Annotated in this window: 16 protein-coding genes and 2 pseudogenes; 3 read left to right on the top strand and 15 right to left on the bottom strand. The window is 62.3% G+C overall.

Annotation, left to right across the window (positions count from 1 at the left end; translation table 11 throughout):
• Positions 1-192 precede the first annotated feature (192 nt).
• The 6 genes from MKAN_RS29930 to MKAN_RS20940 form a co-directional block, all read right to left on the bottom strand.
• Positions 193-633: a hypothetical protein gene (locus MKAN_RS29930; RefSeq protein ID WP_232336957.1), complete on the bottom strand. Its 441-nt coding sequence runs from the start codon at positions 631-633 to the stop codon at positions 193-195.
• 191 nt (positions 634-824) lie between these two features.
• Complete coding sequence (locus tag MKAN_RS20960) at positions 825-2,591, bottom strand: putative alpha/beta hydrolase (protein ID WP_023371827.1); 1,767 nt, start codon at positions 2,589-2,591, stop codon at positions 825-827.
• A 364-nt stretch (positions 2,592-2,955) separates the two neighbouring features.
• Positions 2,956-4,116 carry a Wadjet anti-phage system protein JetD domain-containing protein gene (locus MKAN_RS20955; RefSeq protein ID WP_023371825.1) on the bottom strand — a complete coding sequence of 387 codons (1,161 nt, stop codon included), beginning with the start codon at positions 4,114-4,116 and terminating at the stop codon, positions 2,956-2,958.
• Positions 4,113-7,511, bottom strand: a complete 3,399-nt coding sequence (locus MKAN_RS20950; RefSeq protein ID WP_023371823.1) for an ATP-binding protein — start codon at positions 7,509-7,511, stop codon at positions 4,113-4,115. The genes MKAN_RS20955 and MKAN_RS20950 overlap by 4 nt, the downstream gene beginning before the upstream one ends.
• A complete protein-coding gene (locus MKAN_RS20945) occupies positions 7,504-8,082 on the bottom strand; it encodes a DUF4194 domain-containing protein (RefSeq protein WP_023371821.1) in 579 nt (192 codons plus the stop codon). Before MKAN_RS20945 ends, MKAN_RS20950 begins: the two co-directional genes overlap by 8 nt.
• Entirely contained in the window at positions 8,079-9,521 is a 1,443-nt protein-coding gene (locus tag MKAN_RS20940) for a DUF3375 domain-containing protein (protein ID WP_023371819.1), read from the bottom strand. The genes MKAN_RS20945 and MKAN_RS20940 overlap by 4 nt, the downstream gene beginning before the upstream one ends.
• Before the next feature lie 194 nt (positions 9,522-9,715).
• On the opposite strand from MKAN_RS20940, the gene MKAN_RS20935 reads away from it, so the two are divergent.
• Together MKAN_RS20935 and MKAN_RS20930 are read left to right on the top strand one after the other, a co-directional pair.
• Complete coding sequence (locus MKAN_RS20935) at positions 9,716-9,940, top strand: AbrB/MazE/SpoVT family DNA-binding domain-containing protein (protein WP_023371817.1); 225 nt, start codon at positions 9,716-9,718, stop codon at positions 9,938-9,940.
• Between the two features lie 7 nt (positions 9,941-9,947).
• Positions 9,948-10,349 carry a type II toxin-antitoxin system VapC family toxin gene (locus MKAN_RS20930; RefSeq protein WP_099185081.1) on the top strand — a complete coding sequence of 134 codons (402 nt, stop codon included), beginning with the start codon at positions 9,948-9,950 and terminating at the stop codon, positions 10,347-10,349.
• Positions 10,350-10,438: 89 nt separating this feature from the next.
• Here the strand turns inward: MKAN_RS20930 and MKAN_RS20925 are convergent, their stop codons facing one another.
• From MKAN_RS20925 to MKAN_RS20880, 9 genes and pseudogenes are all read right to left on the bottom strand, one after another.
• Positions 10,439-10,705, bottom strand: a complete 267-nt coding sequence (locus tag MKAN_RS20925) for a hypothetical protein (protein WP_023371813.1) — start codon at positions 10,703-10,705, stop codon at positions 10,439-10,441.
• A gap of 87 nt (positions 10,706-10,792) precedes the next feature.
• The gene (locus tag MKAN_RS20920; protein WP_023371811.1) at positions 10,793-11,539 is read right to left on the bottom strand and encodes a hypothetical protein; all 747 of its coding nucleotides are present in this window, start codon (positions 11,537-11,539) and stop codon (positions 10,793-10,795) included.
• A 332-nt stretch (positions 11,540-11,871) separates the two neighbouring features.
• Positions 11,872-13,365, bottom strand: a complete 1,494-nt coding sequence (locus MKAN_RS20910) for a type I restriction-modification system subunit M (RefSeq protein ID WP_023371807.1) — start codon at positions 13,363-13,365, stop codon at positions 11,872-11,874.
• Positions 13,366-13,383: 18 nt separating this feature from the next.
• Positions 13,384-13,806 carry a PIN domain-containing protein gene (locus tag MKAN_RS20905; RefSeq protein ID WP_023371805.1) on the bottom strand — a complete coding sequence of 141 codons (423 nt, stop codon included), beginning with the start codon at positions 13,804-13,806 and terminating at the stop codon, positions 13,384-13,386.
• Positions 13,803-13,892: pseudogene (locus MKAN_RS32180) on the bottom strand (hypothetical protein); the annotation flags it as partial. The pseudogene MKAN_RS32180 and the gene MKAN_RS20905, both read right to left, overlap by 4 nt.
• A 585-nt stretch (positions 13,893-14,477) precedes the next feature.
• Positions 14,478-14,660: pseudogene (locus MKAN_RS32175) on the bottom strand (hypothetical protein); the annotation flags it as partial.
• 95 nt (positions 14,661-14,755) lie between these two features.
• Complete coding sequence (locus MKAN_RS20895; RefSeq protein ID WP_036448075.1) at positions 14,756-14,953, bottom strand: hypothetical protein; 198 nt, start codon at positions 14,951-14,953, stop codon at positions 14,756-14,758.
• On the bottom strand, positions 14,950-16,179 hold the full coding sequence (locus tag MKAN_RS28910) for a restriction endonuclease subunit S (RefSeq protein WP_023371801.1): 1,230 nt from the start codon (positions 16,177-16,179) through the stop codon (positions 14,950-14,952). The genes MKAN_RS20895 and MKAN_RS28910 overlap by 4 nt, the downstream gene beginning before the upstream one ends.
• Complete coding sequence (locus MKAN_RS20880) at positions 16,176-18,899, bottom strand: type I restriction endonuclease subunit R (protein WP_036391769.1); 2,724 nt, start codon at positions 18,897-18,899, stop codon at positions 16,176-16,178. The genes MKAN_RS28910 and MKAN_RS20880 overlap by 4 nt, the downstream gene beginning before the upstream one ends.
• Positions 18,900-19,166: 267 nt before the next feature.
• On the opposite strand from MKAN_RS20880, the gene MKAN_RS20875 reads away from it, so the two are divergent.
• Entirely contained in the window at positions 19,167-19,538 is a 372-nt protein-coding gene (locus tag MKAN_RS20875; protein WP_129111637.1) for a hypothetical protein, read from the top strand.
• Positions 19,539-19,843 lie beyond the last annotated feature (305 nt).

The following is a 19,843-nucleotide window of genomic DNA, read 5'->3' as shown; positions in this document are numbered from 1 at the left end:
CGAGACTTCGACTGATGCCCAAAGTGAAAGGTTGTCAATCTGCCCGACGACCGCTGACAGGTTGCCCGACAGCGCGATTCAGCCTGCGCCAGTGACACTTTCGCCGACACGAGTCGACGGACTTTCGGCGGTAGGTCGTCAACTTCAGTGGATAGTGTTCTATCGGTTGTCCATTACGGTTGCCCAGCGTCATCACGCAGTGAGAATCATAGGAAAGGGGCTGCGATCATTCGGAACATCGGGGGGAAAGCAAGGTGATACTCCCCCGAGAGTGGGCGGGTAGCCCGGTCGGGATGTCGCTTCGATGCTCAAGCTGTAGCCGTCAGGGGAATATCCAAACCGGTTGGGCTTGTAGAAGCCGTCTCGTTCGAAGACGTACCAGCCCCAGCTTTTCCAGATGTCGCCGGTCTTCGCAATTATGGCATCCACGTCGGCGCCGGGAGGAGGCTTGAGGTCGCCGACCGTGGATAGCTCTAAGGGCGGCGTACCGCTGATGACATCTTTGCACGGGACGGTGTTGGCTCCACCGCTATAGCGGGTGGCGTCAATAGTTGTTCCCGGGGGAAGGTTCTGTAGGGTCTTCGTGAGGTATCCAATCAGCGCGTCTTGGGCTTGCTGCTGGGTTTCGGGCACTACGGGTTGCAACTTCCATCCCGGTGGCGGTGCCGGTGCTGACTCCATGGGTGTGCCTCCAAGGACGGTGGCGCCTGTAGGTGTGGGCGGCCCGAGCGGGCTGCCGTGACTGCAAGCACCGACCAACATCGCGATCAACAGAGCAGTGAGGATGCGCAGTCTAGATGGCCGGTGCAGATGGTTCATTGCGCCTAACGTCCCCCCTCGTTTGGAATGACTTGGGGAGCCGGAACGCCAGCGATAACGGCGCCCATGTTACGCAGCGCCGGGTTGTCGTAATCCCAGTAGCTGCTATGGGCCGCGACGCTAGGCGTCAATCCAACCGGATCGCTGCTGGGGCCCGGCGCCGCCACCAACCGTGTCCCGCCAAACTCCGACGCCGCAGGGTCATGACCGAGGGTCAGGTCGGTGACCATTTCGATGATGTCGTTACGCGCCCTCATGCCGTAAACGGTGGCACCGGCATCAAGATTCAAGTCGCCGGCATGGTGCGAGAGCATCCCGGGACTGCCGACCGCGATGACGTTATTGACGTCGAGATGGTGCCCGCCTGTCGCGGCTGCGCCGACCTCCGTTGAGCCGTAGCTGTGCCCGATCACAGTGTCGATCGACGGCCCACCGACATGGGAGGCCCGCATTCCGCTTTCGAACGAATCGAGCGCCTCTGCACCGGCGCGGGCCCGATCGGGGGATGCGGCCTCGAAAAGATTCATCGGCCGGTCGTAGCCCATCCACGTCGTGACCGCGACATCGCTCGGGTTGAGGCTGGGGTCGGCGCGCAGCGCGGCGCGGAACATGGCCAGAGATTTGGAATCGCTGCCTTCAAAGGCTGAGAGGTCTTGGCCGGTGCCGGGCACCAAGATGGCATTGCGCGTGGCATAGTCGGGGTTCCCGATGGCTACTGCCGCGTGACCTTTGTCATCGATGAGGCCGAGGTAGCGCTTTACACCGTCGTTGCGGTTCAGGGTGGCCTGCACAGTCTTGTAGCCCTCCGGGGTGTGTCGGGCCGCGAGCAATTGAGGCCTTAGGGCGTTGAGTTCGTCGGTGGTCGACTGGCTGTGGTCACCCATGTATAGCCCATTGAGGAGTTGGTTGACGCGCTGCTGCATTCGGTCGACATCGGCCTGGGTGTGCTGTTGCAAGTCTGACAGGTGCAGCCGATTGTAGTGGTCTTTGCCGAGATGATCTGGCGGGTCCCACGGCATTCCAGGATGGCTGCCAATAAACGGATTCTGGTGGTACTCGGCGTCCTTTTGCTCTGGGGTGAGAGCGTTCCATGCTTGCGCAAACTGTTGAGGGTCATCCGGCAGTACCGGCACCGGCGACTGCGGACCCTCGACCGCCTGGATACTTGCGGGGTCGTAGCCGTCGGCGCGCAAACTGGACAATGAGTTCTGCAATGTGGCCGAGTAGCCATTGCGAGTCGCCTCTAGCTGGCCCACAGCGGCCTTAGTGTCGCGGATCGCGTCGTCTTCACAAGCGTTGACAAACGTATCGAGGGCGTCCCTGTCCGCAGCGCTGAGGTGGATGTCTTTTTCCATCTCGACGGCCTGACCAATCAATTCATCGAGCCGCCCCAATTGGGCCTCCAGCGCGGCGATCTGGCCAGCAGCGCTTTTCTGCGCCTCGGCCAACGCGGCGGCAATGTTTTCGAGGTCGGCTCCGATCTTCGGCAACTGCAGCGACTGCGCACCGAGCGACTGGACGGTCCGCTGAACTTCTGCAGAATCATTGATCGGGTGGTCACCGTTCTGATGATTCCAGGCCCCATCGAACCGGCGCCGGGCTTGCTCGAACGCGGCGTCGGCCTCGGCGGTGCATCTGCCCGCAGCGTGAAAGGCTTCGGCTAGATGGGAAATCTGCAACGGCTGACCAGCTTGCAGGCTCTGGTTGATCGCCCACGGATCCCCACCGGCCTCAGCGATCAACGCCGGGACACTTATGTAGCGCAGCTGCATTGCGCCGCCGGTTGTTCTCGCGATAGTCGATCGGCCCGATCCTGGGCGTGTTTAGGCGGGCGGTAGGGCTTCCCCTGGTGTGAACCAGTGTCGCCGAACATCATCACCCCTTCTAAGCTTGCGTAACGCTCCCGCACCCATAACGCCATCTCAATGGCAGGTCGGCATCCCGGCGACGGATGGGTTCGACGGCGCGTTTGTACCATGTTGTCGCGAGTTCATCTCGTCCAGCGTTTCGACCGCGCGGCGGCGGTGGGCCTGTCCCACATCACATTCCACCATCTGGGCCACTCTTAGGTCATACACCGAACTTGGGACGCGGCTACAGGCACATCACGTGCAACGACAATTCGACGACCGTTCATCAAATCCCCGCGCTGATAACACCTGATAGCCGATGTATAGTCCACTGCCAGTCGATTCGCTCCTGTTCGAGACGCACGCGTTCACCCAACGCGTCCTCGACCAGTTCCGAGTAGAGGTCCTGCTCGTCGGGCGTCAGGCGGGTGAGAACGGACGTGGCCGGACGGTCTTCGGTCACCCAACGGTCGCGGTGCGCGAGCAGCGTTTCACGGTCCATGAGCACTGAGCGCGCTTGCGGGAGCCACGCCCGTAGCCGGTCGAGTATGGCGAATCCGTGGGTGTCGATGTCTCCCCAGTACAGCACCTCGGCTTCCGCCAGCCATGGCAGTCGACCAACGCTGTCGACCTCGAAACCCTTCCCCCAGACCACGACACCGTGTTCCGGGACGTCGACGGACAGATAGCTGATCTCGTTTTCGATGATTACCGCTGCGCGTGGTTGCACCGCGAGTTGCGCCAACTCCTCGGAACGCACCGCCAGCTCGGTGAGCGGGGGCGGCAGGCCCAACGAAGGCGCGGGCCGCAACCGAACCAATCCCGGCTTGCATCTCAGGCCAATGCCGGCCAGGAATCCCGTGGCTGTCGAGGAAACGGCAAGCATCGCTGCCAGGACCGGTCGGTGCCTTTCAGCGAATTTGGTATCGACGCCGGGTGCACTGATCTCACGGAGATACCGGTTCGAATTGCGGTGAGTGTCCAGCCAAGTGTAGGCAGCGATCAGCTGTGGCATTTCGTGCGCCAGCGCCAGCGCACGATGCGGATTGTCAACTATCCACTTCCGAACTTGCGGATGTTGTTGTGCGAGAACCAAAAGCTCGTCGAAACAGCGAACCAACGTCGTCACGCCCAACAGCGCCCAGGCCTGGTCCATCGACACCACCGCGCGGACGGGCAGCCGGTTACGGCCAATCTGTCGGCCTCCGATCGATTGCCACTGCAAGGTGTATCGGCTGTCGTCGCGACGGCCGGCATCCAGAGCGCCCACCCACTCGCGGGCGGCGGCAAGATCGTCGCCGACTTGCGACGGTTTGGGGCCGCGAAGCGCGACTTCGATCGGATCAAACCGATCACCGTTGGCGTAGGCACGTAACAGCGATCCGTCGTCCCACCGGCGTCTGACCCTGGCGGCAATGTCGTTTGGCGTGGTCCACCCGGCGCTCATGGCCGTCGTCCGTCCCGTCGTGTCCGGTACTCCTCGATCGTCATCGTCTGGAGGCGAGAGAATGTTCCAGTCGGATTGTCGACGAATCCGATCGCCTTCACGTACGGCTCGATGACGTGAACCTTCTGCAGCGGCGTGACGATGAGAAGTTGCAGCCCAAGCGTCGCAAAAAGATCCAGTGCGTAACGTGTCGAGACGTCCGAGCCGCGCCCGAATGCCTCGTCGATGACCGCGAACCGGAAGTCTCGTGACCGCTGCGCACCCCACTCCAGCCCGAATTGATAGGCGAGCGACGCCGCCAGGATCGTGTAGGCGAGCTTTTCCTTCTGGCCGCCGGACTTGCCGTCAGAGTCGCTGTAATGCTCCCATTCGGCGCCGGTTTCCACGTCGCGCTCGGAGGCGGAGAATACGAACCAGTTACGCACGTCGGTAACCCGTCGGGTCCAGTTCTTGTCCGATTCGGCGTAGCCATCGCGACCGCGGAAGCGCTCGATGATCCGCTTGACGTCGAGGAAGCGCTGCTCGGAGTACTGGTCGCCGTCGAGCGCGAGACTGTCGTTGGTCAGGTTGCGCAAGTCCGAACGGAACTGCGCCACGTCCTGGTTGTTGGTGGGCTCCTTTTCCAACCGGATGAAGCGGCCCGGGTTGTAGGGCACCGCCCCGAGCGCCTCGTTGATCCGCTCGACGCGCTCGTCGATCACCGAGGCTTGCCGGTGTAGCCAGTTGTTGAACCCGGCCAGCTCCTGGATGGCGTTCTTGTTGAGCTGTTCCTTGAACTCGCTCTCGAACCGCGGGAGATCGTCGGTCGCGATGCGGTCGCGGTAGGCCAGAAACTCTTGGCGCGCATCGACGTTGGCGTCCATGTCGCCGCGAAGCTCCGGCCACCGGGTCAAGACCTTGAGCATGGACTGGATCAGGCTCTGGGCATAGCCGCCAAGTTCTTTGTTAAGCCGGTCGATACGTTGATGCAGATCCGCGGCCAGTGCGTTCTCGGTCTCGGCACACTCCGCTGCCCGCTTCGGACGGTTCTTTCCCAGGCGCTCGTCGAGGGCTGGGTACGATTCGCGGGCGGCTGCCAGCGCTCCGTGCGGCTGGTTCGCGACGAGTTCGTCGTCGCGATTCTTGTCCAGTTCTGCTTGCTTGGCCCTCGCGGCGGTGGTGGCCAGCCTGCCCGTTAGTTGCTCAATCGAATTCGCTACCGCCTCAGCTTGTTTGGCGTTGTCCTCGAGCGCTCGGGCGATCTCCTCCAAACGCGACGATCCGGCCTGCAGCCGAACCCGTTCGGCTTCGAGGTCGCTGGCGCGCGACTGCGCCTCGTCAACGTCGATGTCGGCCCAGTCGCGGAATCCCTCAAGCCGGAGAAGCGCATCCAGCCGTTCTTGCAGCGCTTCCCGCAATCCGCTGAGCCTGGCCTGCTCGCATGCGGTCGCATCGCGCTCGGCTTCCAGCTCGGCGAGCTCAGCGCGCAGCGCGGCGATCTTTCGTTCGTTGGCCCAGCCGAGAACCCAACGACGCGGGTCGTCGATGCGATAGCGATCGTCCTTCTCGTGGCGCTCACCGGAGCGCACCTGGCCCTCGCGGGTAACGGCGCGCCGCTGGCTGCCGAACTCCTCAAGGCTCGCCGCGCAACGGAAGTCGGCTCGTTTCGTGAGTTCGTTGATGAGGTACTCGCGGAACTGCCCGTCCTTGACGTCGATACAGTCCGCGAGCAGCAGCCCGTCATGCTCCGAGCGCTGTAGGCGAACACGTTGCCGCGCAACTCTTTCGTAGACCAGCTTGGCTCCGGTCACCTTTCCGCCGCTGCCGTGAAACGTCAGCCGTCGACCGTTAACCCATCCGGCGACGGCGTCGTAGTGCTGCGGTGGCACCAGCAGTGAGAGGGCAAACCCGCGCAACACGCGTTCGGCGGCTCCCCGCCACTGGGCGTGCTCGTCGAAAACATCGAGAAGCTCACCCGCGTAAGGAAGATCGTCCGGTGTCAGCCCGAGGGCCGCGCACAGCTCGGCGCGCACCTCAACCTGCTCGACGGGCAGGTTGCTGGTGCGCTGCTGCAGGCTCGTGAGCTCCTGCGCGATGTGATCGCACTTGCGTTGCAGCTCCTTCTCTCTCCCGATCGCGTCGGCGCAGGCCGTATCGAGGTCTCGTTTTTCGGCTGCCAGCCGGGGACGCTCGGTGGAAACCAGAGCGGATAGGGCTGCGAACTCCGCGCTGCCGGCGATCTCTCCCAGTCCCGCGGTGGCGACGGCGACGTCGAACAAAGTCCTTGCGCGACGCCGTGTTTCGGCCTGATCCCGCGCCTCGCGCGCCAGTCGTTCCAGCTCGCCGATGCGATCGCCGCCCGCTTTTGCACGCTCCTCGATGAGGGATTCGCGTTCGCGCGTGAGCATCTGCTGCCGGGCTTTGGCGCTGTCCTGCTCGCGCCATAGGGCCGCGCCCTCGGTTTCCAACTGCGAAATTTCGCCGGCCAGCAGATTTGACCGAAGCTCTGCGATGAAAAGCCGGACGGCGGATCGCTCGCGCTCCCGGGCGTCGCGCTGCGTCTGGGCATCGTCGTACTTCGCCGTTGTCGCTACGACGGGCTCGAGTGCCTCGAGTTGCTCGCGCGCCCGCTTGACGGCGTCGTGAGCCTTGGTCAGATCGTCGAAATGGGCGATGATGTCGCGTACGCGCTCGGTCGAATCGCTCGGTTCGAGCATGTGGTCGCGCACGAAATCGTTGAGGTTGCCGACGGACTTCAGCGAGACCGTCTGGTGGAACAGCTCGAGGGCCTGCTCCGATCGAATTCCAAGCAGGCGACGCAACGAGGTTGCGTACTTGGGGAATTCGTCGAAGATGTCTGCTCCGGCGGCCCGCAGCCGCTTGCGAAGATCACGCAGGTCGGAACCGAAGTCGGCGAAGTCCGTCGCGATAGACAGTTGCTTTGTCGCGACGACGAAGAAGCGGTGGGGCTGGCCGGTGCTCTCGCGCTGCTGGAAGACCTGGGCCAGGGTGACCGTCTCGTCATAGCCATGGTTGGTGAAAACTCCGAGGATCACCGAGTACGTGCCCCGGTTCTCGCGCAGTCCCTTGGCGCGGGATTTTCCGGTGGCCTCGTTCCGCTCCGACTTGTAGTGGCCTTCAACGTAGGAGCGCAGGGTGCGTTCCCTGGCCTCGGCGCCGGCGGCCTTGTTGTAGGCGGCCTTGTGGGACGGCACCAACAGTGTGGTGAGTGCGTCGACGATCGTCGACTTGCCCGAGCCGATATCACCGGTGAGCAGCGCGGTATCGGTGGCAGGGCTGAACCGCCACACCTGGGTGTCGAACGTACCCCAATTCAACACCTCCGCGTGCTGCAGACGGTAACCGACCCGTCGGGTGTCCCCGAGCGCGGCTGTGGCAGAAGGTGTTTCACTCATCACTGGTCACCGCTCCGGCATACTCACGCAGCTTGGTCGCAAAGTCCGACAGGGTCTGGGCGTCGACGTAGGCCTTGAGGATTCGCCGAACTTCCCAATGGTCGCGTTGACCGCGCAATGGGCGTAGGAAGCCGAGTTCGGCGGCCTTCTTGATCGTCGTCTCCGCCTGGTCCACGACTCGTGCGTCGTTGCTGGACTCGGCCTGGAACAGTCGCAGCATCTCGACGATCTGGTCGGTGGTCAGAACCAGTCGGCCCTCACTGCCGGTCGTCTCGAACTCGACGAGCCGCTTGCGTAGCAGCACCAGTAGCAGGCTGACGTTGTACGTCAGTGCTCGCCTGCGCACCAGCCGCGGGAGCGCATCGTCGCCATCTTCGGATGGCCGGGACCGAAGGAAGGCATAGCCTTCGGCGTCATCGACTACCACGTCGACACCTATGGTGGCGAAATGGTCTCGCACGCCGGCACCCAAGCGTTCCAGTGTCAGCCAGGTGTCCTCGTCCGACTCGCGGTAGACGACTCCTTGCATCAGCCGGATGATGGCGCTGGCGGTGGCATGCTCGTTGCTCATCGTCGTCGCACCGTCACTTTCGGCAGTCTCGCTCGCTTGGCGATTTCCGGGTCGGCGGGGTCGCAGTATTCCAGGAGAGTCTCATCGGTGTCGTCCATCTCGACGCTCACCTCCTCGTCGTTGAGTGCCAGGTAGCCGACGATCTCTGCCGCACCCTGCTCGATGGGGTGTGCCGCGATGATGTCGGATAGCAGCGCCGAAGAATTCTCCGGCAGAACATCGCGGATGGTCTCCATCAGGCGTGCTTGGTCGATGAAGGTCTGCGCGAAGAGCAGGTCGGTGTCGATCTCCTCGCTCGCCGGTGGGATGGTGCTCTCGACCGCGACCGCTGCGGGCACCTGGTAGAGCGGGCGCTCGAAGGGAAGGGCAATCTCGATGCCCGGCTGATCCAGCTCGAGCCCGAAGGGCGGCGGGTTGTCGCGCAGTTCCAGCGCTGAACTTTCCACTGCCCGAACCAAATTGAGGACACGCCGGTTCTCCAGCCAAATCTGGTCGTCGAGGAAGCGGCGCAGTTGTTCGGATATCTGCCGGACGGTGCGCTGCGCCCGGTCGGCGGCTTCGGACCAGTCGTGGTGAATACCGCGAATCCGATGGTCGGCTTCGATGGTCTCGAGGGTGCAAACCTTGGCCAGAAGTTCGGCCAGCTCGGCTTGGCGCGTCTCGGAGAGAAGGAAGTCGTAGAACGCCTGGAAGCTGCGGCCTTGGTCGGATCCAGCGATCTGGGAGCGGCTTCCGACCAGCTCGGCGAGCAGTTCACCCTTGGACCCATCCCAGGCCGCGATCTTTTCTCGCGCGGCCCGGTCGAGGAGCCGGAAGTTTTCTTCGACCTCGCGAAAGTCCGAGAGCAGTTCCCGCGCGGTTGTGGCCAGCTGTTGGTAGCGGTCACGGACTCCGGTCGCGTCCAGCACCTGAACAACCCCGGCCTCGACGGCGGCGATCTCGGCGTCGAGTTCGTTTCGGCGGCGCCGTAATTCGGCCAGCCGGACATCGGGTTCGACTTCGGTTCCGTGCACGATCTGGCGCAGCAGCTCGACCACCGTGTGCAGCCTGGACTCGGTTCCGACAAAGGACCTGCCTTTAAGGCCCATGACCCACGCGTAGGCCTTCTCGAACGCCGGAGTCACCTCGTAATGGACTTCGTCGTCGCCCGCCGGGTAAAACCGTCGCAAATACGCCGCGTCAGTGGCCGCCCAGTCCTCCAGATAGGACCGAGCGTCCCTCGGAAAGCGTTGCTGACCGTTCTCGGTGGGAATCTCCGTGTTCAGGGCGTACACGTAGTCGTCCAGGGCGGTCGCGACCTGACTCGCTGGGCAGGCGCCTCGGTTGTCCTCGACGAAAAACCCCCCGAGGAAGGACAGGATCAGCGTGGCATTGCCGGCACGAAGCAGCCGCCAAGCCGGGTGGCGCTCCCGCAACGAATTGATCGCCTCGTACTCCACGGTCAGAGCCTAAGCAAGCCCACCGACACTTCATCCAAGACTTGCGGGAATGCACGGTCGCAGACTCGCTGTTATGGCCCACGCGAGGCTGCGCGTTTCGCGCTGGCTATCGGCGTCCCCCGCAAGAGCGCCGTAGCACCTGGTGCTCGGCTTGGTATTACTTAGCGGTATTACCGGCTGATAGGCTGACTGGTATGCGGGTGACGAGCAAAGGCCAGGTGACTATTCCGCTCGCGGTGCGGCGCAAGCTCGGCATTGAGCCGGGTTCTGAGGTCGAGTTCGAACTTGACCAACACGGTGCCCGGCTGGTGCGCAAGAAGACCACCCGGGGCAAGGCGATCGCACGTCGGATGCGCGGCCGTGCCACAGTTGCGATGAGCACCGACGAGATCATGGCACTGACGCGCGGCAATGCATAGTTCGCTGGTGGCCGGAACGCTTGTCGACTCCAACGTGCTGCTCGACCTGTTCACCGAGGACCCCCGCTGGTGCGACTGGTCTGAGACGCAGCTTGCCGATGCCCTCGACCGTGGGCCAACGCTGATCAATCCGATCATCTACAGCGAGATCTCGATCGGCTTTGAGCGGATCGAGGAACTCCAGCGGGCATTGCCAACAGAGCTGGAGCGCGAGGACCTGCCCTGGGAAGCGGCGTTTCTGGCCGGCAAATGCTTCCTCGAATATCGGCGGCGGCAAGGCCAAAAGCGTTCGCCGCTACCGGATTTCTACATTGGTGCCCACGCCGCCGTGACCGGCCGTGCGCTCTTGACGCGCGATCCCCGGCGCTATCGGTCGTTCTTCCCGCGCCTCGAGCTGATCTCGCCATGAACCTCGCGAACTTTGACGCCTAGTTGTTGCTACGGACCCTGACAACTGCTCAAGTGCCGTCGGGGCGTGGGGTGGCCCCTGATGGACAGCTAACTGGTGGGACTGCTGATCCCACGGGAAGGATGTCCGTAGGTCGCGCACGCGTCCTGCCTGCGTTGCACGGCCGAGGCCAAACTGACTGCCACGACGAGTGCCACTTCATCGGGGCGGTCCACCAACTTGCCTAGCGTGTCGGCGAGTTCCTCGAACCCTCGCTGCATCGCTTCCGTCGAGGGGTCGCGTCGCAACCCTTCCGCAAAATCAGAGCGAAACTCGTCGTCGTAGACGATGCGGCACCGCGGCGTACTAGAGCTCACCCAGGAAATTCTGCCAATCGCCACCGACAACCGCGGGATCGGCTGCGGTTGCCGCCATAGATGCTGGCGCGCTGAGCGCGGCTCAACCTACCCGCCTTGGGTGGCCGACTCAGGCATATCAGTCGCGGGATCAGCGGCCTCGGCTGGGATCTGGATTCCAAGTGTGTCGAGGGTGCCGTCGAGGCGGCCGATTACGTCGAATTCGCCTTCGGGAGTTTCTGTGTAGACCAACTGCACTGTGTTGTGGTCACCTAAGGGCGCTGTGCCCGTGGAGAAGTACGTTCCGTCGTATTCACCGTGGGATAGAGGCACGTCCGCCACGGCCCATTTAGCCTCGAAAGTGACTATGACATTGGCGATCTCGAACAGTTCTTCCTGGCCCGTCACGTGCGAGATCCCTTTGACATACACCATCTGGCCGTTGGATCTCGGCTCCGGGCCATCGGCTGTTGCGACGTACTTCAGTTTGCCTTTGCCGTATAGCCCCTCCCCTTTGCGCGCAACCTCCTCCCACTGGTCGTGAGCCCATGTGTGCTGTCGCATGACATGGTTTACGAGGTCTTCGAACATCGAAGCTTCTGATCCATCGGGATACAAAACCGGAACGTTTCCGGGAAGCTCTTGCTGCTGGGTTAAACCGTCGCGAGTGATGACGACGATTGCCTGCTGCACGAGGGTGACCCAATGCCAATATTCGGCGCTATCAGCACTGTTGACAACTTTTCCAACGAACTCGGGCGTGACTTCACCGGTCGTGATCGTCTTGATTCCTAAGCGAGCAGCTTTCGCCAGCGCCGTCTTCGTAAATCCGCTCGACGACACGAGAATCTTCACGTTCGCGCCTAAATCATCGAACTTCGTACGAGCTTGCTCTACCCACTGGACGTTCTGCGGGCGCTTCCAGTCGCGGCATTCAATGAAACGGCGCTCTGATGGCCAGCGACCTTCCCGAAGGCTATGACGTCGACCTCGCGGCGTTCTTGCGAGGCAATCTCCATCACTTCGACTGATTCGTGCACGGTCGCGCCGCCACTCTTGAGCATGGTCAGCATCGCCACTAGACGCTGAAACTCGTTGGATCGTTTCGGCATGTCGAGAGCAAACGTTGACCCAGGGTACGGCGAAGGTCCGACGTCGCCGTGGACACAGCGCCCTAGTCAACGCAATCAGGTCAGGTCAGCGGATCCGTTCGCTGCGGCTTCCAGGGCTGCCGCGACCGCCTCGAACTCCGCAAGTGCGGCAGTGAGGTCTTCGACGATCTCTCTGGCGATGACCTCGGGCGCTGGGAGGTGATCGGCGTCGTCGAGCGACTCGTCACGTAGCCAGGTGATGTCGAGGTTGACCTTGTCGCGCGCGATCAGTTCCTTGTAGGTGAACGATTTCCATCTCTCCGACTCGACACGCTCGTCGCGAGGCTTTCCGCTGAGGTAGAAGTCGACGAACTCGTCGAGGTGATGGCGGCGCAAAGGGTTCTGCTTGAGGGTGAAGTGCTGGTTGGTGCGTAGGTCGTAGACCCAGAGCTTCGTAGTCCACGGCTGCTCGGAGGCCGGCTTCCTGTCGAAAAAGAGGACGTTGGCCTTCACACCTTGGGCGTAGAAGATGCCAGTGGGCAAGCGAAGGATCGTATGTAGGTCGAAGTCGGCCAGCAGCTTTCGTCGCAACGTCTCGCCCGCGCCGCCCTCGAAGAGGACGTTGTCTGGAAGGACGACGGCAGCGCGACCGTTGATGTCGAGAATGGTCATGATGTGCTGCAGGAAATTGAGCTGCTTGTTGCTGGTCGTGACGACGAAGTCCTGCCGTTCGATCTCGACGTCCTCGCGCACCTCCCGACCATCGGCACCGACCATCGTCAACGACGACTTGCGGCCGAACGGCGGGTTGGTCAGCACTACCGACCAGCGCCGGCCCGGGTCAGAGATGAGTGCGTCACGAACCTCGATCAGTGAGTCGCCGTCGGCGGTTCCGATGCCATGGAGCAGCAGGTTCATCGCCGCCAGTCGCGCTGTTGCGTCGACGAGTTCGTATCCGGTGACGAAATCATCGCGCAGGTGTTTGCGCTTCGTCGGGGTGAGGTTCTCGGCCCCTTGCACGGCGTGTTCATGGGCGACGAGGAGGAAGCCACCAGTACCACAGGCCGGATCGACGACCTCGTCGGCAGGTGTGGGATCGATGACGTCGACGATCGCCCGGATGAGGTCACGGGGGGTGAAGTACTGGCCGGCGCCCGACCCCTTGTCGGAGGCGCCCTTAGAGAGCAGCGCCTCGTACGCGTCGCCTTTGAGATCTGTGCCCGAAGCGGACCAGTTCTCTTTGTCGATCAAATCCACGATGAGGCGTTTGAGCTTCGCCGGGTCCTGAATTCTGTTCTGCGCCTTGCGGAAAATCGTGCCAAGGGTGCCCGGCTGTTGTGCCAATCCGACGAGGATCTTCGTGTATTGGACTTCGAGGTCGGTTCCTTCGGCGTCAAGCAGCTTCTGCCAGGAGTATTCGTCGGGAACGATCTGCTGCGGGTTGAGCTTTCTGGTCGCCCGCTCGTGTGCCATCTTCAGGAACAACAGGTAGGTGAGTTGTTCGGTGTACTCGATGACACCAACACCGTCGTCGCGCAGCACATTGCAGTACGCCCAGAGTTTGTCGACCAGGCGCCGGGAATCAGACACAGTGGTTTGCCCTTCTGGTCAGCTATGCACGACGAGGTTTGGCGCGCCCTGGTAGATCGCGTCTCCGGCCAATAGATCAAGCCGCTTGGCGATGGCGCAGGCAGCTACCCACCGATCGCCGGTGTGCTCTCTGGCCTGTAGGCCATGTCCGATCCTGCGGCACTCGGCAGCTAGCTCTGCATACGCGTCCACCACTTCGTTATCAGGACGGATCGTGGGCGTACGGTCAAGGATCTCGATCGTTTCGGCCATCCGTCGACCACCCCACTGGGCGCTTCGCGCGCCCACAAGCACCTCAGCTCTGGTCTGAAATGAAATGAGCACACGCCGACCGGTCAGGTATTCGCGCCAACCAGCGACACGCGAATCATTGTTAGCCCGGCGTAGGTACATCAGGCTGAAGACGTCGGTATCGACCACCGTCGCCGCTACCTGATTCACGAACGCGCCGCCTCAAGAAATGCCTGAAATTCGTCATCAGTAAGGTCGATCCCGCCGTCGATGTCTGGTCCGGGGGCGCTGGCCAGGATCTCGTCGAGGGTCGTAACGCTGCGGTCCATGTGCTCGGCCGCCGGATCGTCAACACGCGAGATGCTGGCATTGTCCAGCACGACGAGCCGACCCGATTCATGCAGCACGGCCTCACCCCGAGCAACGACCCACTGGCCAACCAGTTGTGCTGCGGTGGTATCGCTTTGGACATGCTTGAGGTCCACGGTTTGATCGACGTCGTCGCGGACACGAAACTCGTGTGATCGTAGATCAACTTTCTCCAGTCGGCCGGTGGCAGTCATGATGCCTCCCCGGTGAACGCGTGTGGATGTCCACGTTTCGACGTGCACCGCCGACGAGACAATCCGTACGTCGGGCCCCGAAGGGGCACCGAGAATTACCGTCGGCGCCGCGGCTTGAATGGCGTTGACCAGCTTGCCGACACTTTCCGCGATGAGATCCGTCGCCCAATCGGGGCGACGATCCTCGCCCATGGCCCGCACAATTTCCCAAAAGCGGTCATCGGCTACGGCTTGTTCGGGCAGGTCGACGTCGAGTTTGTCGGTCGGGCCCTTGCTGAATCGGAGCACGGTGCTGCCACGCTCAACCGCATGAAGCCGCAGTTGCGAGAGCTCCTCCATGAACTGCTTTGTGCGCCCGGGCCCGGGCATATTGATGACGTCGCGGCTGATTCGAGTCGTCAGTTCCTGGAGGGCAGTCGCAATGGCAGCGAGGTCCTTCACCGTAACCTCGCCACTAGGGGCTGGCGCGTCAACGAGACGGAGTTCGATCTCCCTGATCATCGGAAGTACCTCCTTAGGTCCATGTTCTGGTAAGTCGTCGCCACGATTGAGAGCACGACGTTTTGAACAATTCTGCCCTCACCAGCGATAACGCTTCACTGATAATCGCAGTGCCCTCCGACACATCGCTGCACTTGCCTTGCGGTGCACTGGGCCTCGTCGTGGTTAACGAGTTTTGCCAGGTCGTAGCGACTCGCCGACAGAACATCGCCCGTCCAGTTTGTGATCTCAGCCGTCGTCAATCCGCTCGGTGTGTCGTGGACGAGAAACAGCTTGATTTGCTTACGGCTCATGCGTGGAGCTCCTCGGCTGACGGCAAGCTGGACTTGGCTGCGATCAAACGTCCGGAGAAGGCTGCGGTCAGGAGAGAGCTACGCATCGCAGCTATGCGCGCCGCGGCATTCGCAAGCGCGGCGCGAAGCCGCTCTTGTGCTCCAACGAGTTCGGCAAGACAGTCCACAGCTTGCCGCTGGGTGTGCAGCGCCGGGACCGGTATCTCGATCACCCGAAGCTTCTCTTGTGGCAGGTGCTTTATGGTCGTCCCTGTGAACATGCGGTTGCAGCGGCCTGATCGAATGGCTTCTTCCAGCATGAGCGCCAGGAAACTTGTGAGCACTTCGCCAGGGTTCCGCACCCTGATGCGATGAAGCGCTTTCTGGAACGCGACCTCACCCACTGGGCGGCACCACACAGCGCATCGACCTGGCTCCCCGCCCTCGCAAGCCATCACGTCGCCTGGTCGCACGTCGAACCGCTGCACTTCGCTGTCAGTGAGCGGCGTGAGCTGGACATCGGACAGGTCAAACTCGCCCCACCGCACATTGATGTTTCGGAGGTACGGAGTGGGGCTGCCGACCTGCCTCTTCGCGTCGAGCATCTTGCCGAGCGTCGTCTCAGCAACGTCTCCAATCGTCCTAAACTGTGCACCGACAAGAGCCCGCCTAGAGGCTGACAGCGCAGCTAGCCAAAACGCTTCAAGCTTGCGCTCTCCAACCGAAAGCCACCTCTGGCCTGCTTCGAGACGAGAGAGGTGGTCTTCGATGAGATCGACGATGCGACACTGTTCATTAAGTGGCGGTACAGGCACCGGGACCCGCCTAAGCTGCTGCTGGGGCAGGTGGGCGATGGTGGATCCGGTGGCGAGCCCGGCGAGCGTGCCGTTGAGGGAATAGTGTTCCAGCAGGTAACGGAGAAACCGGACGTCAAGTGACTTACCGGGTCGGATCCGATGCAACGCCTTCTGGTATGCAATGTAATCGGCCTGACCGTGCCAAATGGCGCTGCGCCCAATCTCGCCGCCCTCGCAGACAAGCAGGTCACCTGCGCTGACACCGAAACGCTCTCGTTCGTCGTCGGCAAGTTCCATCGTCAACAAATCGTCAGTGTCCACACGCCCCCACTGAACATTGACGTTGCGGAGATAAGGGACCTGCGGCAGGCCCTTCTGTTTCCCCTTGTCGAGCATCTTGCCCAAGGCTGTCTCCGCAATCTCACCGAGCTGCCGGACCTGCCAGTTCATGCGGTCAGCTCCGCATTCAACTCTTCAACAAGATCGCCGGCCCTATCCCCCAAATCCCGCAGCGCCCCATCGGTTCCCCCACGCTCGATGAACGGCGCGTCGTCCAGGTCTTCCGCGCGGATCCCGGCGGAGTTGGCGATCACCGACACCATGCGGTCCAGCCACCAGCGCTCGGTGTCGTTGAACACCACACCAGCCTGTTCCTGCTGCGTCAACCAAGCCGCGTACTTCTCGTTCACCCGCTCGGCGTAGGGAACGAGTTCGTCGTCGGCGCCGATGGTGTACCGGATCAGTGGCACGAGATCAGTGAGGGTGTGCGTGGCACAGTTCCGCACCTTGGGCGCGTCGATCGCGGCGTAGGCGTTCCAGATGATGTCGGGCGTCCAGTTGTGCGGCGGCCGAGCGATGCGGGCAGCGAGCCCCTGGATATAGGCAAAGTCGATTCGATGCTCCCCGGCCTCATAAGCAACCTGAATCGCGGTGATTTCGTCGCGATGCTCATCAAGATAGGCCCGCCACGACTCCACGATCGACCGGGCGCGATCCGTATCGACCACTCCCCCGGCTTCGACGAGTTCGTCGCTGCTGACCTCGTCGATAACCCGATCATGGGCGGCGCGGAGTTCGAGTATGCGGTTGCGCAGCTCAGGGTTGGCCGCGATCGGCTCGATGGCCCGCTCGATCGCGTCGGCCGATCCAGTAGCCGGATCAACAGCGTCCACGAGCGCCCTGACGATGTCGCGGACAGGTTGGCCGGCGACCTCGTCGAGTTCCTGCCGTTCCTCATCGGTAAGCGCAAGTTCGAGTTTCGCCAGCCGTGACGCCAGAGTTGCCGCTTCGTCCTCGGTAAGCGTGAGGGCGGCAGCCTTGTCCAGGAGCTTCTTGAGGCTGACCGACTTCTGCCGATTCAGCGGTGGCTCTACGAAGGGGTGCTCGGTCACGCCGATCGCATCGACAATGACGAACCGAGTCTTGTTTTCCGCGTCTGGCGTCACCGCCTGGAAGTCGGCCGAAGTGATCGTGCGCGCGCCACGGCCCTTCATCTGCTCGAAGTACTGGGCGGAGCGCACATCACGCATAAAGAACACGCACTCCAGCGGTTTGACGTCGGTTCCGGTGGCGATCATGTCGACGGTCACCGCGATACGCAGCGACGGGCTCGTCCGCAAAGCCTGGAGCTGTTCTTTGGCGTTGCGGACGTTGTAGGTGATCTTTGCGGCGAAGTCGTTGCCCTTGCCGAACACCTTGCGGACCTGCGTGACGATCTCCTCTGCATGGTTATCGTCTTTGGCGAAGATCAAGGTCTTCGGCACGGTGGAGCGTCCCGGGAAGATCTCGGTGAACAGCCGGTCGCGGAAAGTTTCCAGAACGGTACGGATCTGATCAGTTGCGGTCACAGCGCGGTCAAGGAGCGCGGCACTGTAATCCAGATCCTCATCGAGGATTTCGAGTCTCTGCTGCCGCGTACGGCGATCGACTTTCGGCACGATCGTCCCGGCTTCGATCCGAGAACCCTCTTCGCTGATCTGGGTGCGGATGCGGTAGATGTCGAAGTCCACGTTGACGCCGTCAGCGACGGACTCGGGATAGGTGTATTCGGAGACGAGATTCTGGCGGAAGAACCCGAAGGTCTGCTTGCCCGGCGTGGCGGTCAATCCGATGACGTGGGCGTCGAAATACTCAAGGACGCCGCGCCAGACCCCGTAGATACTTCGGTGGGCCTCGTCGACGATGACCAGATCAAAGGTTTCCGGGGGAAGTGCCTCGCAGTACGACACGGTGACCGGGGCATCGGGGGTGAAGTCATCGAGGTTGGGGTCGTCGGCGTCGCTGACTTCACCGTCGTTGAGGAACTTGTAGACCCTCTGGATCGTCGAGATCGCGATCTTGCTCGACCCGAGTAGCCCAGCGCTAGACAGCTTGGTCACGTTGTACAGCTCGGTGAAGCGACGACCGTCGTCTGGCGTGCGGTAATTCTGGAGCTCCGCCAGCGTCTGATCGGCCAGGTTGTTGCGGTCGACCAGGAAAAGAATCCTGTTGAAGCCACCGTGTTTGAGCAGCCGGTACGACTCGGTGACCGCGGTGTACGTCTTGCCGGCCCCGGTCGCCATCTGCACCAATGATCGGTCGAAGTGCTGCGCGGCAAGGCTCTTCTCGACTCCATTGATTGCTTCGACCTGCGCTGGGCGCAGCGGGTCTGCATCCAGGGACGGGAGATTTCGGACCTTGGCACGCCACGTCGGGCGCTCCGGCGCGGCATCGGCATCACGCAGAATGCGAGCCAACGTTGCCGGCTTGGGAAAGTTGAAGATGAGACGCGCCCGCGGCTCGGGATCGAAGCCGTTGGTGAAGTGCGTCTCCACCCCCGATGCCTCGAACACGAACGGCAGCCGGCCGTCCCGGGCCTTGGCGGCGAGGCGCACATCGGCCGGAAGCCCGTCGGCATACATGGCCGACTGCCACTCAACGCCTGACAGGGGCGTACCCACTGGTTTGGCCTCGATGACGCCGACCACGGCCTTCTCCACGTACAGCAGGTAGTCGACCCGGCCGTGCCCGGGCTTCATCACGACCTCCCGCACAGCGATGCCCTGTCCCGCGAACAGATTGAGATCCTTTTTGTCCTGGACCTTCCAGCCCGCTTGGGTCAGTTGCTGGTCGATACGCACGCGGGCACGCGTCTCCGCGGGGAGAACGCTGGCACCGTCCTCATTACTCATGGCGTGACAAACGTTACCGACACCGCCCCAATTCTTGCCGATCATTCATCGGCTGTATGTTCTCCCTCGATCACGGCAACCTGCCAGCGGCAAGCACAGTCGCCCGTCGACACTTAGGTCACCCTAACTCCACCACTTCCCCGGACATCACACCTCTTGCACTCAGGTCACGAAACGATAACGTAATTTCGTCCGTATCTAACTAATGAGGTATCCCTTAGCATCAACTTCATGCCAGCGAAACGATGCCCGCGATGTAGCGCGGAGATGCCTAGTAGCACCTGGCCACCCAAGCCCGGACGTCCCTCGATCTGGTGCTCCCAACAATGCCGGCGAGCGGCCTACGAGGAGCGCCGTGCCGCCAAGAACGGCGCGGTTTCGGTGCGGGTTGAGGTGGTCGAGAAACCCATCGAGCGGATCGTGGAACGCGTCCGGATCGAGACACAGGAGGTCCATTCCAGTCCAGCCGAGGCCGCTCAGATCGTGCTGAAGTCACCCCGCGCGTGCCGCACTGTTTTGGAGTCGTTGGCCGCTGAAGCGGACTCAGGACGGTTGAACGCCGCCGCGCATGCCCCGACGCTGCGCGCCGCTCAGCGCTTGCTCGACTCGCTCAGGCGGGCACGACTCATCGATGGCTAAGGCGGAGCCATCCAACCCATTCCGAGCCTTTGCGGCCGATGCGAAATTCGCAGAGTCAAGCAGAGGAAGGAAGTCATCCACGATGACCCCCGGGCTCAGCCGCCGCCCCGCCCGAGTGATGCCGTTGTGAAGCAGCCGATTTCACGTTGTTTCACTGTGTTCCGGTACTTAGCGGTAATCGGGTGTGTCGCAGCGACATTCGACAAAATTTATTCACCTGACCGTCGTATAGCGCCATTAAGCGGCTTACCGTTCTAGACATGAAACGACGCGAGACGGATCGCCGTGAGGCGCGGCTTGCCGAG

It is taken from the genome of Mycobacterium kansasii ATCC 12478, from assembly GCF_000157895.3.
Taxonomy (GTDB): domain Bacteria; phylum Actinomycetota; class Actinomycetes; order Mycobacteriales; family Mycobacteriaceae; genus Mycobacterium; species Mycobacterium kansasii.
This window is presented reverse-complemented; position numbering and strand designations above follow the sequence as displayed.

Bases quoted from the DNA above. Each gene is read 5' to 3' on its own strand.
- MKAN_RS20950 (WP_023371823.1), bottom strand. From the start codon at position 7,511: ATGAGTGAAACACCTTCTGCCACAGCCGCGCTCGGGGACACCCGACGG.
- MKAN_RS20935 (WP_023371817.1), top strand. From the start codon at position 9,716: ATGCGGGTGACGAGCAAAGGCCAGGTGACTATTCCGCTCGCGGTGCGG.
- MKAN_RS20945 (WP_023371821.1), bottom strand. From the start codon at position 8,082: ATGAGCAACGAGCATGCCACCGCCAGCGCCATCATCCGGCTGATGCAA.
- MKAN_RS20960 (WP_023371827.1), bottom strand. From the start codon at position 2,591: ATGCAGCTGCGCTACATAAGTGTCCCGGCGTTGATCGCTGAGGCCGGT.
- MKAN_RS28910 (WP_023371801.1), bottom strand. From the start codon at position 16,179: ATGAACTGGCAGGTCCGGCAGCTCGGTGAGATTGCGGAGACAGCCTTG.
- MKAN_RS20880 (WP_036391769.1), bottom strand. From the start codon at position 18,899: ATGAGTAATGAGGACGGTGCCAGCGTTCTCCCCGCGGAGACGCGTGCC.
- MKAN_RS20875 (WP_129111637.1), top strand. From the start codon at position 19,167: ATGCCTAGTAGCACCTGGCCACCCAAGCCCGGACGTCCCTCGATCTGG.
- MKAN_RS20955 (WP_023371825.1), bottom strand. From the start codon at position 4,116: ATGAGCGCCGGGTGGACCACGCCAAACGACATTGCCGCCAGGGTCAGA.
- MKAN_RS20895 (WP_036448075.1), bottom strand. From the start codon at position 14,953: ATGAGCCGTAAGCAAATCAAGCTGTTTCTCGTCCACGACACACCGAGC.